The following is a 15,162-nucleotide window of genomic DNA, read 5'->3' as shown; positions in this document are numbered from 1 at the left end:
GGCCATTGGACTACGACAGCATTGAATTTGATCTTCCTTACGCGGTAATCCAACAGCCGCCTTTCCTGCTCAGTGGTTTTGGCCTAGCAATTGGCGTGCTTTGTGGCCTCACTTTTGCAAAACTGATCCAAAATCGCCTAGAGGCCTGGAAGCAAGATCGCTTACCCCTGCTGCCCCTTGGCAATGCAGAAACCTCCATAGCTTTTGCTGGAACTCTGATTGGAATCACCCTGTTTATCGGAGGTGCCTTGCAGGTGTTTGGCTTTGCGGCAGGGGCGGCAATGCTGGTATCAATGCTGCTTGCTCTCCTTACCGGCGGTGGCCTCTGGGTGCAGCTAGAGCGCTTGATGAAGCAGGTGGAAGCGGGTAGTTTTAAAGCGGTGGATTTCGATAACTTCGATCAGTTTTTCTGAACTGGCTAGTAAATGAGACGAGTTTGATTAAGGTTTGAAATATCACGCGATTTCTTTGTGGCGGTTAGCTCCCCCAGCCAAACCAATCCAGCCCGATTGCTTGTGGTGGAAGACGACGAAACAATTCGCGAAACCATTACTGAAGCCCTGATTAATGAAGGGTTTGTGGTGGATGCAGTAGCCACTGGCAATGGAGCCCTTGAACGTTTTAAGGGCAGCCCGGATCAGCTGCCCTTCGATTTAGTGCTACTCGATTTAATGCTGCCTGGAGTTAGCGGCCTAGATGTGTGCCGCTATGTGCGTCGCCGGGGCTTCTCAACACCGATTTTGGTTGTAAGCGCCCGCGATTCCGAAACAGACAAGGTGGTGGGGCTTGAGGTGGGGGCGGATGACTACTTAATTAAACCGTTTGGCTTGCGGGAATTGGTAGCCCGTTGCCGCTCTTTGCTTCGTCGCAGCGGCAGCAACGGCGACAGTGGAGAAAAGCAAGTATTGAGCCATGAAGATATCACCCTCTATCCGGAGGAATGTCGTGTTACCCGCGGCGGCAAAGAGCTAAATCTTTCCCCCAAGGAGTATCGCCTGCTTGAAATGTTTATGCAAAATCCCAAACGGGTTTGGAGCCGCGAGAAATTATTAGAGCGAGTTTGGGGCATTGATTTTATGGGTGATAGTAAAACTGTAGACGTACATATTCGCTGGCTAAGAGAGAAATTAGAAACCAATCCAAGCGCACCTGAATTTATACTTACTGTACGCGGTTTTGGTTATCGCTTCGGATGATATTTGGTTTGAAAAAGTTGTGGCGTAGGCCCAATTGCTTGGATGCAGAACAATTACTCAGCTGGCTTGAGGATTCACCTCAAGGGCTGTTGGTATTGGATCCATGGAACCGTTTGCAACACATAAATAGTAGAGCAAGGCGCCTCTTAAATGTACCCAACTCATCGCTACTATCAAATCGCTACCTTCTAGAAGTAGTGCGCTGCCATCAATTAGATGCTGCGGTGGCTGAAGCACGCCGCAGCAACAGCAGCCAAAGAGTTAGCTGGAATGCCACCGCCGTGAGCGCCACTCCACTCGAACCAGAAAACATCAGTTCTGAGCCCTTGGAGGCCCTCGCAATCCCAGGCGCAGGGGGCTGGATTGGTGTTTTTGTGCAAAGTTGCCAGTCTTTGCAATCCCAGCAACAACAGCAGGAGCGCTGGATTAGCGATGTAGCCCACGAATTGCGCACCCCACTCACCGCCCTATCGCTTGTAACCGAATCCCTTGCCCAAAACCCCAGCAAGAAGCATGTGGTTCAGATTGAGCGATTACAGCGAGAACTAGATCGTTTGCAACGCTTAGTTTCAGATCTGCTGGAATTAAACAAACTTGACAATCCGTCTCTAAATAACACTGAAAGCAGCATAAAGATAGTAAATATTCGTGATTTAGTTAGCAAAGTGTGGCAAACAATTACTCCATTAGCAGAGCAACACCAGATTGATCTTGTGCTCGAAAGCAGTAATGCCCACCCCGTAATGGGTAATGAAACTTTATTACACAGAGCCCTATTAAATCTGCTTGAAAATGCCTTGCGTTTCAGCCCAGATAAAACCGAAATCAAAGTTAAACTTCAACTCGAAGGCCGTTGGCAGCGCATAGAAATAAGCGACCAAGGCAATGGTTTTAGCCCGGAGGATTTGCAACATATGTTTGAACGATTTTATAGAGGCGATCCCTCCCGAGCCCGTGCCCAAAGGGTGGGCAGCGGCCTTGGTTTAGCAATAGTGCAACAGATCGCGATAGCCCATGGAGGCCATATCCGCGCCCGCAACAACAGCGGGGGTAGTGCATTGTTGGTTTTATCGTTGCCCGTGAGCCCATGAGCCGTTTACGGTTGCAAAAATTGCTTTCTGCCGCTGGGGTGTGCTCCAGGCGCCGGGCTGAGGAGCTAATGCTTCAAGGCCGCATTTTGGTAAATGGGGTGCGGGCAAAACCAGGCGACCAAGCCGATCCAGCAATTGATCGCATTGAAATAAATGGCAAGCCACTGCCTGCCAAGGCTTCCTGCTGCACCTTGCTGCTGCACAAACCAAGAGGAGTGCACAGCACCTGCCACGACCCAATGGGCAGACCCACGGTTTTAGATCTGCTGCCGCCGGATCTAGCGAGGGGGCAAGGGCTCCACCCAGTGGGGCGCTTAGATGCCTTTAGCCATGGGGCTCTGCTGCTTAGCAACGATGGTGAGATCACCCTCAGCCTCACCCACCCCCGTTTCAATCATCCCAAGCGCTATTTGGTGTGGGTAGAGGGGAACCCCAGCCCTCAGGTATTGGAGCGCTGGAGCAAAGGGGTGCCCCTTGATGGGATCGCTAGCCGTGCGGTATTTGTGGCTTTAAAGGAACATGGCAAGCGGCGCAGCTTGGTGGAAATTGAAATGAAGGAGGGGCGTCATCGTCAAATTCGCCGCACCGCGGAATTATTGGGCCATCCGGTTTTAGATCTGCAGCGTTTATCAGTGGGGCCTGTGCAATTAGGCGATCTGGAGCCTGGCGCCTGGCGATGGTTAAGTGAAAGCGAAACCACTGCCCTTGCCAAATTATTAAATCCCCCTGAACCCGATTACGAACAATCAGCAAAGCCAAAGCGTTTCCGTGGCCAAAGTTAAAAGCAACCAAAAGGTTTCCGTAAAGCAGCAACAGCAGGAAGCTGCATTGCGTTTTTTTGGCCTGCGCTTGCAGCGGGAAAGAGAACAGCAAAACCTCAGCATGCGCCAGCTAGCCATTGATACGCGCGTTAGCACCGCTGTGCTGGAAGCCCTAGAAAAAGGCTGGATTCAACGGCTGCCGGAAGCTGCTTTTCTTGGCACGATCCTGAAGAAACTGGCGGAACGCTTAGGGCTTCCAAAAACAGAAGTTGCAGAAGTAATCAAGACAGCTTTACCCCCAATCCACAAAAGCTCAGTGGGCGGAGATGATGCCTTAACTGGTTTCACCCTTGGCTCGATCGAACTATTTAGTACCTGGCAAGGCACTATTGCCTATGGAACATTGCTAATCGCGCTCATCTACGGCCTAAACCTTCAACAACAACAATTAATTAGATCCGGCAGTTTCAGCCCTGCACCGATTGCACCGCAACAAGGCCTACAAAGAGAAGCCCAACCGCTCACTAAATTGCTGCAGCTTTACCCAGAACTAAGACCTCTGCCATAAAGCTTGCCTAGTTTTTGCAGCCCCTCCAGATGGCCCCTCAAATTGGCAATTGGTTGATCCAATCGCCAATTCCAATTTCCGCTTGCAGTGCCTGGAGTATTGAAACGGGCCTGATCATCAAGGCTCATCAGATCCTGCAGCGGCACCACTGCTAAATCTGCTGTGGATGCAAGCGCTAACCGCAACAATTCCCAACTAGGGGATTCCACCGGATGACCCAAAAGATTTTGCAGTTGCTGTTTCACTGCATCTGATTGTTGCTGCCACCAGCCCCTTGCTGTGGCGTTGTCGTGGGTGCCGGTATAAACAACCCAACTACCAGTGCCAAAGTTCTGAGGTAGGTAGGCATTAGTTGGATCAGCTTCAAATGCGAATTGCAACACCTTCATGCCAGGAAGATCAAAACTTTCCCTTAGAGCGTCTACATCAGGGGTAATTACACCAAGATCCTCAGCCACGAGCGGCAAGGGGCCGGCGCAACGTCGGCTGAGCTTTTTCAGGATTGCTTGCCCAGGTGAAGGCAGCCATTCGCCAGCTTCAGCGGTGCTATCTGCACCAGCCACACTCCAAAAACCGGCAAAGGCGCGGAAGTGATCAAGCCGTAGCAAATCAAATAACTCCAGCTGCCTTTCAAGCCGCCGCAACCACCAACGGTAGCCGTTTAAACGATGACGGTTCCAGCGATATACAGGCGTAGACCAAAGCTGACCGGTAGCTGAAAAATAGTCTGGCGGTACACCACTTTGTTGAGCAAGGCTGCCATCGGGATTAAGGCTAAATAAGCCCGGCTTACTCCACACATCAGCGCTGTCATGAGCGCCATAAAAAGGTAGATCACCTAGTAATTGCACGCCGCGCTTTTGGCTGTGGGCGCGCAATGCCTGCCATTGCTGCTGCAGCTGCCACTGCTGAAGGGCCTCTTGCTGCAGCAGTGGCGCCTCCTGTTCGTCTAGTTGCTGAATTACAGCTTTATGGCGAGCGGCATAAGCCTTAGGCCACTGCCACCAGGGGGCCCCTTCAAAACGGCGGCGCAGCACCATGAAGCGGCAATGATCTTTTAACCAAAACTGCTGCTGCTTGCACCAGCCGCTGAAGCTTTGATCGAGAGCTGATTGGGGCTCCAGCAGATCGGGATCTAAAAATTGCGGATTAAGAGCAAAACCGCTAGGGGAGCTATAAGGGGATCCAGTGTTATCTGTTGGGGCAAGCGGTAAAACCTGCCACACCTTCACTTGATGATCTGCAAGAAGATCGATCCACTCAAGGGCCGCTTGGCCAAAGCAACCGCTAGATCCAGGGCCAGGCAAACTGGAAACATGCATCAATACACCGAATTGACGCCGCCCCCCCAGAAGCTCTAAGAGATTGCTCATAACTGAGGTAGGCGGTAGCGATTCACAATCTTTCGAGCAAAAGGGGGCAGATGGCTTTCCACCATGTGTGGATGATGGCGCTTTAACCACAGCGCATTTCTTGTGAAGTGGGAGTCAATAGAGAAACGCGCATACTCCAGGCCTTTAGGCCCCACTCTTTGCACAACAAAACCAACTAGTTCCGCCAGCCAACCGGGCAGTTTTAGGGCTTTGTCGTATGCCTCTATGCCCTGCTGCACCGCTTGCCTGCGGTTACCTGCACTCATCACAGGTTGGGTTTGTAATTCCTTCTCAACAAGATCCAAAAGCTGCTGGCCACGGTTGTTGCGCACCACTAACCATTGCCAGCGAAATGGCGCTCCCATGTAGCCCACCACTAAATCAGCAGAGGCATTTACGTAGTCAAAACAGCTAAGGCAACTGGGGGCAAACACCTCCTTAAGTTTTGGTGTGTCGAGGCCAAAAAAAGGCACAGTTTCTTTACTGCCATCGCTGTGGCGAAAGTGAATTCGAAAATCCTGCATAAATTCGTAGTGCACCACTGTGTCTGGGGAGCGACTACTGGAATTCAAAAAGGTTTGCAAACCAGCCCTGCTCACGTTGTCTACGCAAGGCAAACCCAACACATAGAGCTCTTCTAGGCCAAGACTGCTTTGCACCGCCCTTAGCGCCTGGGTTTGACAGCCCACACCCACCACCAGCAAGCGACGGATGCCACTGCCAGGTAGTTGTTCCAGCACCGAAAGGTTATTGGAAAGAGTTGGTTTATTTACCCGTGCTGCGCGCACCTCAGCAACGCTGCGGGCAAGCACCGGCACCGGCGTAAAACGATCATCTGGGCTTTGCTGCACGCAGATAACCGCATCAACGAGCCCCTGCTCTAGGGCTCGTTCACCGATGCTGCTAACGATGCCAGTCCACTGTGCCCCCTCCAGGCCAGGTTCAAGCCTGCCGCACAACATGCGCTGGAAAACTCCGAAATAAAGCTCATCCTCGTTATCAAGCTTGCGGCTGCGGCCATGGGCTTGGCTTTCCAGCTGATCAAATTGTTGATGTATGAAGGCGCAGGCCTGGCGCACATATGCCACCCAACGGGTATCGCAAAGGCCGCAATCACTGCAAAGCTGCTTGGCTGGCCTAACCGTGCCACGGGCCATTGGGCGGGCCCTTTCGTGGGGAGCAAATGTCAATGCACACGAACTCGCGCTCAGGCCCCAAACTATCGGGCATGGTTACCGTTTCGCCGCCTTCAAACAAACAACCTTGGCAGCAACTGCGGCGGCACAGCCAGGCGCTATGGCGGCTTGGAGTTTTAATTGCTGGGATCGGCCTGGGTTCAGTTCTGGGGGGGCAACTAATTCCTCTGAAGGCACCGAAGCCAATCGAGGATTTACAGCCGGCTATCAGCCGCCTTGCCGATCCGCCCGGCCGGTCCCAAACCCTGCTGCTACTTGGCCTTGATAGCGAAAAGATCAACGCCAAAAACCAAGCCGTAGCCCAGGTGCAGCTGTTCCTTATGGCGCGAGTGCATCCAGCAGGGGGCCTAGAGCTGCTGCAGATCCCAAGCGAATTAGCGGTGCTACTGCCGGGCCAGCAAAAATTACAACCGCTAACGGATCTCTATCGCCAGGGGGGTGTTGCCTTAATTGCAGACGTGGTGGCTCAATTGCTGGCCAATGGCGGTGACCCCGTGCTGCCAGATCGCTACCTACTGCTGCCAAGGGGTGCCATGCAGGAAGCAATTAATGGCATCGGCGGGCTGCCCTTCAATATTGAAACCGCCATGAGATATCAAGATAAAAAAAGCAAATTAAAAATTGAATTAGAGGCTGGTCAGCAATGGCTAAGGGGCGCTCAGCTAGATCAACTATTGCGCTTTCAAGGCCCTGATCAAGGAGATAGCGGCAGGCGCCAACGCCAACAGCAACTTGTGCTGCCGCTGGCAGAACGCCTGGCTGATCCCAATGTTGCGCCAAAACTCCCCGCTTTATTACTAGGTCTTCGCTCAAAGTTCGATACAAATCTGGGCCATGGGGAAATGCTCAGCCTGCTGGCCGCAGGGCTAAAAAATCCTGATTTAATCAGCCTCAGCCGGCTACCGCTTAGCAGCACATCTGGGCCTCGCCGCCTTGATCAACAACGGGCCACCCCCCTGCTCGAGCTTTGGCATCAAGGCCAAAGCCCAACTTCAGAAAATTCCTTAATAAACCTTGAAGGCGCAGAAGGAGAAAGCACCACAAAGGCCCTCGAGCTGCTTCAAGGGGCAGGTTTAATCGCGCAGCTGAGTAGCAACAGCGCAGAACAGCAACGGCAACGGCAACGCACATTGATCCTGCACGGCCGCAATCCAAAGCAGGCCCTGGCAGTGCGAAAAGTGCTCGGGGTTGGGGAACTGCAACGGGGGCCTTTGAGCCCTGGCGCAGAGGTTGAAGTGTTGCTTGGCAAAGATTGGCTCGTTAAAAAGCCCTAAGCCAAATCGAGCTGCCGCAGCCTTTGCTTCATCAGAATTGCCAATGGGGCTGTAAGAGCAAGCGCCTGGCGATCACCTGGCTGCCAATTACCTAACCAAGCCAAATTCTCTTGCCGCCGCTGTTGAGGCTCCCAATCCCCCCCCACCTGCAATAAACCCACAAGAGGTACTCCCGCCTGTTTCAGCAACGCCTGATGCAGTGCCGCCTCGCCATGCAGACGCGGCCCGCCAGGTAAAACCAAAAGTGTTGGCAGCCGATGGGCGGCAAGGGGTTCAACCCAATCCACCAATTCCTGATCATCTGGCAGCACCCAGAGGCGCTCTTCCCCAAACTGCAATTGAGGGTTTGCAGCGGAATTATTCAACCAGCGCAGAGGGCCCCAACCCATGGAGCCACAGGCCCAAGCGAAGGGGGCAACCACGGCACTGGCGTGGGGAGCGCAAATTAACAAAACATCCATTTGAGGCGGGATAGGGGGCTCGCTTCTACGATCGGGGCTAATCATCACAATCACAGCCCAAGCGCCGTGACGAGATTTTTGGCCACCGAACGCAGTATCACCAGCCTCCATCCTGGCGACGGCAATCGTTTGCGGTTGTTTAGCGGCAGCGCAAATCCAGCACTTGCCAATGAAATTGCTGCTTATTTAGGTATCCCAGACGGACCTCGGGTAAGCAAAAGCTTTGCTGATGGTGAGATTTACATCCAAATCCAGGAATCGATCCGCGGCTGCGATGTGTTCCTGGTGCAACCCACCTGTGCGCCGGTAAACGACCACTTGATGGAACTGCTGATCATGGTGGATGCCTGCCGTAGAGCGTCGGCGCGTCAAATCACAGCAGTAGTTCCCTACTACGGCTACGCAAGGGCAGATCGCAAAACAGCGGGTAGGGAATCGATTGCTGCAAAGTTGGTAGCAAATTTATTGCTTGCCTCTGGGGTTAATCGGGTGCTGGCGATGGATCTGCACTCAGCCCAAATACAAGGTTATTTTGATATTCCCTGCGATCACATCTACGGGGCACCGGTACTGGTGGATTACCTAGCCACCCGCGATCTTGGTGAGGTGGTGGTGGTATCACCCGATGTGGGTGGAGTTGCAAGAGCGCGAGCTTTTGCAAAGCGGATGGATGATGCTCCTCTAGCGATTATTGATAAACGCCGTTCTGCTCACAACGTGGCTGAAAGCCTCACAGTTATTGGTGATGTGAAAGGTAAAACGGCAGTTTTAGTAGACGACATGATCGATACCGGCGGCACGATTTCAAAAGGGGCGCAACTACTGCGGCAGAGGGGCGCTGAACGGGTAATTGCCTGCGCCACCCATGCGGTGTTTTCACCGCCAGCTATTGAGAGGCTTGCTGAACCAGGCTTATTTGAAGAGGTGTTGGTTACAAATAGCATTCCTATACCGGCAGATCAACACTTCCCACAACTGCAGGTTCTTTCTGTAGCAAATATGCTCGGTGAAGCGATTTGGCGCATCCATGAAGAGAGTTCGGTGAGTTCAATGTTTCGCTAAAAAAGATGAACTTAATCGCAAAACTATTCTCAAAAATACATATTCCAAAGCGATCCAGCCTGCTTTTACCTCTGTTCATTGGAGCTAATGCTCATTTTATAAATCCCGCCATAGCAAATTCAAACCGAGTTGGGGTATGGCTTACTAATACTCCAAGCCCGCTCTATTACGAAGCAACTCGTATTGATCGGGCCGTGAATGAGTTAGCTGATGCAGGATTTAATACTCTTTACCCAAATGTATGGAGCCGTGGCACCACCTTTCATCGCTCAAAATGGGCACCTATGGAGCCTGCCCTAGCAATGCGTTCACCTGATTTAGACCCGATCTGCCGAATGACGGCCGTAGCCCATAAAAGAGGATTACAAGTTATTCCTTGGTATGAATATGGCTTAATGGAACCGGGTGATGCAGCGGTTGTTAAACAAAATCCCGATTGGATCTTAAAGAAGATAGATGGTTCCCCTTACTACGCAATGCACGGAGCAAATTTAAAAACATCCCCTCTAAAAGATTTAAGGGTGTGGTTAAATCCAGCCCACCCTGGAGTACGAGAGCGATTTATTGGTTTAATCACTGAAATCGTAGAGCGATGCAAAGTTGATGGGATTCAGCTGGATGATCATTTTGCCTGGCCTGTAGATTTAGGTTATGACGCTTACACAGCAGCACTATATAAACAAGAAACAGGCCTTGAACCTCCAGCCGATTACACAAATCGCGCCTGGATGACCTGGCGTCGTCAAAAATTAACCGGGCTATTGGTGGAATTGCGCCAAGCCCTCCAACGCAGTAATGGCAATGGCAGGATCAGTTTATCGCCAGGTCCATTTCGCTTTTCTTACAACAAGTGGTTGCAGGATTGGGAGATCTGGTCTGTGAGGCGGTTAGTGGATGAATTGGTAGTTCAAAATTATGCATATTCAGTGCGCGGATTTGAACAAGATCTCAATCAACCAGCCCTCGATCGTGCCCGCAGCTGGGGTATCCCAATTAATATTGGCGTGCTCGCTGGTTTTGGTGGGCGCAGCACAGATATAAACACTCTGCGCAAAAAGATAGCACTTAGCGCCGAGAAAGGATTTGGTGTTATTTACTTTTATTGGGAAGGTTTATGGGGGCAATATGCTGGCAAAGAAGGGGGAGAAATACGTAAAACAGTTCTTAATCAAGTGCACCGCAGCTTATACCCAGATCTATTTCCAAACTCAAATAATCTACGCACAGTTCGATAACTTTTTTTACAACCCCAAACATTGGCGCGTAATTTCTTGGCTGTTGGCTGAATGTAAACGATCAAGAAGCCAATATAAGGTTGTTTGCATCTGATCTTTGCGTTGGGGGCCATAGTTACGCCAACCCATAAATAATTTTAAAAATCGCGATGCGGCAATTGGATTTTGCACATCGAGTGCCACTAGTTGATCAGCTAGCCAGCGATAGCCACTGCCATCTAGTTTATGAAAAGACTGAGCGCAGCGGGCAAATCCGCCTAACACCGCCCGCAAACTATTCGGTGCTTGGGGATCAAAGCGAGGATGGCTCAACAGCGCTTCTGCCCTGGCGATCGCATCACCAAAAGGAGCAGAAGCTTGCAGGGCAAACCAGTTGTCAAGAATTACAGGCCGCTCAAGCCAGCGGCTTTGAAATACTTCCATGGCATCGCTGCGCTCTGGGCAATCCCACGGCTGTAGAGCAGCAAGCGCTGCGCGGGCAAGGGTCATAGAAGAACCCTCAACATGCTGGATAAGCGAAAGCTCCGCTGGACTTAAACCACCTGCCACAAGCCAGCTCCAAGCCAACCCCAGCAGCTGCCTCTGCCCTACGCCTGCGGGCCAGAGCTGCTGAGCCGGTTGTGCTAACTGGTGGCAAAGCACCTGTAATTGTCTTGCTAATTCACGGCCAAGCCAGATCTTGCGCTCTAGCAAAGCCCGCTCTAAAGCAGGAGGATCTGGAGTTATCTCCAGCTCTAAGCAGGCGGCCTCCAATTCCTCTAAAGCAGGAGCTTGCAACAACGCCACCAGCAAGCGCGGATCAAAACTTTGTTCAGCACTAATTTGATCAGCTAGAAATTGTTTGCAGATGGCCAGCAGGCTCTCTTGCTGTTCTAGGGAGGGTTGCAAAAGACAACGCTGCCAAAGTTGTTGAGCACTATCCCAACGGCTAAATGCATCGCTTTCATACAAAAGCAGACGTTTTAAATCGTGATTAGTACGCTCAAACTGCAAACGCACCGGCGCCGAAAAACCACGCAGCACTGAAATTAAAGGGGGCTGATCGCCTGGGGGTAAACCATCGAATTGCCACTGCTTAGAAGCAGCATCTAAAACAAGCAGCTGCTCTTTAAGAAGCTCACCGCCGCCATCAATCAAGGCAATGCTCACCGGGATGGGTACCGGCTTTGTTGAGCTTTGGTTTGCAATTAACGGATACGACTGGCTCAAGAGCAGCTGCAATTGAGCGAGGTTTGAATCCCACTGCTGCTTGATTGTTAGCACTGGGGTGCCAGCTTGTTGATACCAAAGCCGAAATGAAGCCAAAGACTTAGATGAGGCCGCCTCAAGGGCCTGCAAAAACTCTTCACAGGTGGCGGCTTTACCATCATGACGCTTTAAATAAAGTGCAACCCCTGCCATAAAATTATCTTTACCCAGCAAAGTTTGCTGCATCCTTATAAGTTCAGCCCCCTTCTCATAGATGGTAGTGGTATAAAAATTATCGATAGCTATATATTGATCAGGCTGCACTGGATGGGCTGTAGGGCCGCTGTCTTCAGGGAATTGATAGGCTCTTAACATGGCCACATCTTCAATGCGCTTCATGGCACTGCCATGGAGATCAGCGCTAAATTGCTGATCTCTAAATACCGTTAGTCCCTCTTTTAATGAGAGCTGAAACCAATCGCGGCACGTAACTCGATTGCCGGTCCAATTATGAAAATATTCATGGGCTATTACGCTTTCAACACTTTCAAGTTCTGCGTCGGTTGCAGTTTCTGCATCGGCTAATACCAACTTAGAATTAAATATATTAAGGCTTTTATTTTCCATAGCGCCCATGTTGAAATGACGCACCGCAACAATATTGAACTCCTCAAGGTCGTATTCCAATCCATAAACCTGTTCATCCCAGGCCATACAACGTTTCAAGCTGGCCATTGCATGGCTGCAGAACTTTTGATCACCATTTTCCACATGAATTCGTAATCGCACCTGCTTACCAGATGCGCTCAAGAACTGATCAGCCACTTCCACTAAGGGGCCTGCTACTAAGGCAAAGAGATAACAGGGTTTAGGAAATGGATCGTGCCATTCGGCGTAATGGCGATCACCAGGTAATTCACCTGTGGCGATGCAGTTGCCATTACTTAGCAATACTGGGGCCCATTGGCGGCCAGCTTCAATTCGCACCCGATAACTACTCAACACATCGGGGCGATCAAGAAAAGGGGTGATTCGCCTAAACCCCTCAGCTTCACACTGGGTGGTGAATAAATCACCACTGGTGTAGAGCCCTTCAAGGCTGGTATTAGCCGCGGGTTGTAAACGGCTGAGGCTGCGTAAACAAAAACTTTTATGCGGCAGGATTTCAGCCTCTAAACGCAGCACACCTTCACTGTGCTGCCAATGGCAATCAGCCACTGGTAAACCGTCAATACTGAGCTCTAGCAGCTCTAGGTCTAGGGCCTGTAGTTCTAAGGGATCCCCTGGGGCTAAGCCATTGGGCGTAATGCTGAGCTGGCAATCCACCAGGGCTTTATCTGGAAACAATTGCACCAGCAATTGCACTTGCTCGATCAGCACCGTTGGGGGCTTGTAATCGATTAGACGGATCGGCACTACCGCTGCGCCAGGGGAAACCATGGTTATTTAGCTGGCTTGCCTTGCTGCTGCAGCGCCTGCTTTACTTTGTCGCGCACATCTGCTGGCATCAGATCTGGGCAAACTTGAGAAACACCCATCAATACGGAGTTGATCGAACCCTTACGCAATTCTTCTATGGGCAAAGCTTTTGGCCCTAACTGCTGAATCGCGCCACCGTTTTGACCTTGAATCACTTGGGTAAGCGTTTCACCAGCAATACCGATCGACTTATTGAAATCGACTCCGTTGGCTGCTGCGATACAAGCATTTAGAGCTGAAATCCTGGTGTAGAGGGTCATTTCTGCCTCGCTTGCCGGCTTTCTAGCCACTTGAGCTTGCACCGCAGTAATTGAGCCAAAAGTTGAAAGCGCCAGCAGTGCAGACGCGGAGATCAGCTGACGCAACACAGCAATTTTCTTACTAAGAACCAAACCATGTTGCACCATGCTCTTCATTCAGTCTCAATTGTTGTTCCGCCGCTTTCAATACGAATCTCGTGGTGCACCTCAGCAACCTCTAATTCCCCATTACGCCAGGAATAAATCGATCTGCTCCGGTAGCAATCTTGGGCTACTAAGCGGATGTGCTCAAGGATGTCCCATTCCTGGTAATGGGATTCAAAAACCAATTCGTGTTCATCCACTTGACGTATCTGGCTTTTAGTTGGAGAGCCACTAAAAAAACCACGGCTGCGACGCAACTGGTGGCCGCAAAGGAACGCCTCCATGGTGCCTGTGGGCACAAAGCGTGGTTGCTTTTCAAAAAAGTTGTGTTCCTTCTCCGGCCACCAGCTAAAGCGGTAAGCCGCATCACCCTCCACCGGCTCACTAAAAGCTTCGATCCGAAGCAGCACATCAATTTTGAGGGATTCATCATCGCCAAAAACGTATTGACGGCGAGAACGCCATAGCCCCAAATTGCGGGAAAACCAACGGCGCAGGGAGCTGTCGAGATTGATGCGGCTGGGGTCTTGCTTGATCAAACCCAAGGCCATCAAACTGTGGTTAAAGAGGAATAATGAAGCCGATTTTGCCTTTTTAGGTATGTAAATCAGATTTTTTTAATAGTGTGGGTCATATATCTGACAATTTGTAGTGCCCGGCCAGGGAGAAACAACTCAACAACAGGTCTTAAACCTGCTGCTGCTGGCGGGCCCCAACCAATTGGCGGGTGCGGATTTAAGGGCTCTGCTGGAATTTCTTGAGGAGCAAAAAGGAAATTTTGAGCTCACCCTCACCATTGCTGATCCGCAAAAGCAGCCAGAACTGCTGGAGTTGCATCGTTTGGTTGCCACCCCTGCATTAATCAAGCTAGATCCACCGCCCAAACAGGTATTTGCTGGTAATGCAATCCGGCGCCAAATGGAAAATTGGCTTCCACGTTGGCGCCAACTGGGCCTTGTAAGCGGTCTTGGCATGGGCTTGCGAACGGCGGAACCAAGTGGCGGATTGAGCCAGAGAGAATTGCAGCTGGAAGATCAGTTATTGGTGCTGCGGCAGGAAAATGAAACTCTCACCTCACGGCTTGGGGTTCAGGAACGTTTGCTGCGAATGGTGGCCCATGAATTGCGCACCCCCCTCACCGCTGCAAATTTGGCTTTGCAGAGCTACAGACGCAATCAAATTGATAGCGAACGTTTTTTTGATGTGGTGGATCGCCGTTTAGACGATATTGCGCAGCTTTCAAAAGACCTCCTGGAGGTGGGAAGCACCCGTTGGGAAGCAATGTTTAATCCTCAACGCTTACCGCTAGCGCCAATTGCTGCTGAAGCGATTCTTGAGCTGGAAAAGCTTTGGGTTAACCGTTCTTTGGAGTTGCACACCGATGTGCCAGGAGATTTACCCGATGTATACGCAGACCAAAGACGGATGCGGCAGGTTTTGTTGAACTTGATCGAAAATGCCCTCAAGTTCACCCCTGATGGGGGCCAGGTGAACCTTTCATTGCTACACCGCACCAGCCAGTGGGTGCAGGTGAGCGTTAGCGACACCGGACCCGGCATCCCAATGGAGGAGCAGCAACGAATATTTCAAGATCGGGTGCGCTTACCCCAAACGGCAGCGCAAGCTTCCGGCTTTGGGGTGGGTCTGTCGGTATGTCGCCGCATTGTGGAAGTACATGGCGGACGCATTTGGGTTGTATCTGCCCCTGGTGAAGGTGCTTGCTTTCATTTCACCGTGCCGGTGTGGCGTGGTCAAAGTGACTGAATACTTGACTCAAGGTGAGTTGCCTGTATAGGCTCAATTCTTGCCAATTAGGCCTTGCCCCCATCGTCTAGAGGCCTAGGACACCTCCCTTTCACGGAGGCGACAGGGGT

Annotated in this window: 15 protein-coding genes; 9 read left to right on the top strand and 6 right to left on the bottom strand. The window is 51.3% G+C overall.

Annotation, left to right across the window (positions count from 1 at the left end; all coding sequences use genetic code 11):
• Window positions 1-5 precede the first annotated feature (5 nt).
• From AC2JC8_RS01015 to AC2JC8_RS00995, 5 genes are read left to right on the top strand one after another with little or no spacing between them, the layout of a single operon-like run.
• Window positions 6-413: a hypothetical protein gene (locus tag AC2JC8_RS01015; RefSeq protein WP_484399692.1), complete on the top strand. Its 408-nt coding sequence runs from the start codon at window positions 6-8 to the stop codon at window positions 411-413.
• Window positions 414-470: 57 nt separating this feature from the next.
• Window positions 471-1,196: a response regulator transcription factor gene (locus AC2JC8_RS01010; RefSeq protein WP_484399691.1), complete on the top strand. Its 726-nt coding sequence runs from the start codon at window positions 471-473 to the stop codon at window positions 1,194-1,196.
• Complete coding sequence (locus AC2JC8_RS01005) at window positions 1,193-2,287, top strand: sensor histidine kinase (protein ID WP_484419792.1); 1,095 nt, start codon at window positions 1,193-1,195, stop codon at window positions 2,285-2,287. Before AC2JC8_RS01010 ends, AC2JC8_RS01005 begins: the two co-directional genes overlap by 4 nt.
• The gene (locus AC2JC8_RS01000) at window positions 2,284-3,069 is read left to right on the top strand and encodes a pseudouridine synthase (RefSeq protein ID WP_484399688.1); all 786 of its coding nucleotides are present in this window, start codon (window positions 2,284-2,286) and stop codon (window positions 3,067-3,069) included. The genes AC2JC8_RS01005 and AC2JC8_RS01000 overlap by 4 nt, the downstream gene beginning before the upstream one ends.
• Complete coding sequence (locus tag AC2JC8_RS00995; protein WP_484399687.1) at window positions 3,056-3,616, top strand: helix-turn-helix domain-containing protein; 561 nt, start codon at window positions 3,056-3,058, stop codon at window positions 3,614-3,616. The genes AC2JC8_RS01000 and AC2JC8_RS00995 overlap by 14 nt, the downstream gene beginning before the upstream one ends.
• Here the strand turns inward: AC2JC8_RS00995 and malQ are convergent.
• Complete coding sequence (gene malQ / locus AC2JC8_RS00990; RefSeq protein WP_484594048.1) at window positions 3,589-4,989, bottom strand: 4-alpha-glucanotransferase; 1,401 nt, start codon at window positions 4,987-4,989, stop codon at window positions 3,589-3,591. The genes AC2JC8_RS00995 and malQ overlap by 28 nt on opposite strands.
• Window positions 4,986-6,146 (bottom strand): Coenzyme F420 hydrogenase/dehydrogenase, beta subunit C-terminal domain, encoded by a 1,161-nt coding sequence (locus tag AC2JC8_RS00985; protein WP_484399771.1) that lies wholly within the window; start codon window positions 6,144-6,146, stop codon window positions 4,986-4,988. The genes malQ and AC2JC8_RS00985 overlap by 4 nt, the downstream gene beginning before the upstream one ends.
• Before the next feature lie 71 nt (window positions 6,147-6,217).
• Between AC2JC8_RS00985 and AC2JC8_RS00980 the strand changes: the two genes are divergently transcribed.
• Entirely contained in the window at window positions 6,218-7,459 is a 1,242-nt protein-coding gene (locus AC2JC8_RS00980; RefSeq protein WP_484399684.1) for an LCP family protein, read from the top strand.
• Here AC2JC8_RS00980 and AC2JC8_RS00975 read toward each other — a convergent pair.
• Window positions 7,456-7,881, bottom strand: coding sequence for a hypothetical protein (locus AC2JC8_RS00975; protein ID WP_484399683.1), 426 nt, complete (start codon window positions 7,879-7,881; stop codon window positions 7,456-7,458). The genes AC2JC8_RS00980 and AC2JC8_RS00975 overlap by 4 nt on opposite strands.
• A gap of 105 nt (window positions 7,882-7,986) precedes the next feature.
• Between AC2JC8_RS00975 and AC2JC8_RS00970 the strand changes: the two genes are divergently transcribed.
• Together AC2JC8_RS00970 and AC2JC8_RS00965 are read left to right on the top strand one after the other, a co-directional pair.
• Window positions 7,987-8,982 carry a ribose-phosphate pyrophosphokinase gene (locus AC2JC8_RS00970; RefSeq protein WP_484399681.1) on the top strand — a complete coding sequence of 332 codons (996 nt, stop codon included), beginning with the start codon at window positions 7,987-7,989 and terminating at the stop codon, window positions 8,980-8,982.
• Between the two features lie 5 nt (window positions 8,983-8,987).
• On the top strand, window positions 8,988-10,217 hold the full coding sequence (locus AC2JC8_RS00965) for a glycoside hydrolase family 10-like protein (RefSeq protein WP_484399680.1): 1,230 nt from the start codon (window positions 8,988-8,990) through the stop codon (window positions 10,215-10,217).
• A gap of 6 nt (window positions 10,218-10,223) precedes the next feature.
• Here AC2JC8_RS00965 and pepN read toward each other — a convergent pair whose 3' ends face one another.
• From pepN to AC2JC8_RS00950, 3 genes are read right to left on the bottom strand one after another with little or no spacing between them, the layout of a single operon-like run.
• The gene (gene pepN, locus AC2JC8_RS00960) at window positions 10,224-12,845 is read right to left on the bottom strand and encodes an aminopeptidase N (RefSeq protein WP_484399679.1); all 2,622 of its coding nucleotides are present in this window, start codon (window positions 12,843-12,845) and stop codon (window positions 10,224-10,226) included.
• A gap of 2 nt (window positions 12,846-12,847) precedes the next feature.
• Window positions 12,848-13,300 (bottom strand): cAMP phosphodiesterase, encoded by a 453-nt coding sequence (locus AC2JC8_RS00955; protein WP_484399677.1) that lies wholly within the window; start codon window positions 13,298-13,300, stop codon window positions 12,848-12,850.
• Entirely contained in the window at window positions 13,297-13,839 is a 543-nt protein-coding gene (locus tag AC2JC8_RS00950) for a hypothetical protein (protein WP_484594047.1), read from the bottom strand. The genes AC2JC8_RS00955 and AC2JC8_RS00950 overlap by 4 nt, the downstream gene beginning before the upstream one ends.
• Before the next feature lie 100 nt (window positions 13,840-13,939).
• On the opposite strand from AC2JC8_RS00950, the gene AC2JC8_RS00945 reads away from it, so the two are divergent.
• A complete protein-coding gene (locus AC2JC8_RS00945; RefSeq protein ID WP_484399675.1) occupies window positions 13,940-15,052 on the top strand; it encodes a histidine kinase in 1,113 nt (370 codons plus the stop codon).
• Window positions 15,053-15,162: the final 110 nt, after the last annotated feature.

This window comes from Synechococcus sp. (assembly GCF_982614295.1).
Note: the sequence above shows the minus strand (reverse complement) of the source record. Positions and strands in the feature narration are given on the sequence as shown.

Bases quoted from the DNA above. Each gene is read 5' to 3' on its own strand.
- AC2JC8_RS01005 (WP_484419792.1), top strand. From the start codon at position 1,193: ATGATATTTGGTTTGAAAAAGTTGTGGCGTAGGCCCAATTGCTTGGAT.
- AC2JC8_RS01000 (WP_484399688.1), top strand. From the start codon at position 2,284: ATGAGCCGTTTACGGTTGCAAAAATTGCTTTCTGCCGCTGGGGTGTGC.
- malQ (WP_484594048.1), bottom strand. From the start codon at position 4,989: ATGAGCAATCTCTTAGAGCTTCTGGGGGGGCGGCGTCAATTCGGTGTA.
- AC2JC8_RS00985 (WP_484399771.1), bottom strand. From the start codon at position 6,146: ATGGCCCGTGGCACGGTTAGGCCAGCCAAGCAGCTTTGCAGTGATTGC.
- AC2JC8_RS00980 (WP_484399684.1), top strand. From the start codon at position 6,218: ATGGTTACCGTTTCGCCGCCTTCAAACAAACAACCTTGGCAGCAACTG.
- AC2JC8_RS00965 (WP_484399680.1), top strand. From the start codon at position 8,988: ATGAACTTAATCGCAAAACTATTCTCAAAAATACATATTCCAAAGCGA.
- pepN (WP_484399679.1), bottom strand. From the start codon at position 12,845: ATGGTTTCCCCTGGCGCAGCGGTAGTGCCGATCCGTCTAATCGATTAC.
- AC2JC8_RS00955 (WP_484399677.1), bottom strand. From the start codon at position 13,300: ATGAAGAGCATGGTGCAACATGGTTTGGTTCTTAGTAAGAAAATTGCT.
- AC2JC8_RS00950 (WP_484594047.1), bottom strand. From the start codon at position 13,839: ATGGCCTTGGGTTTGATCAAGCAAGACCCCAGCCGCATCAATCTCGAC.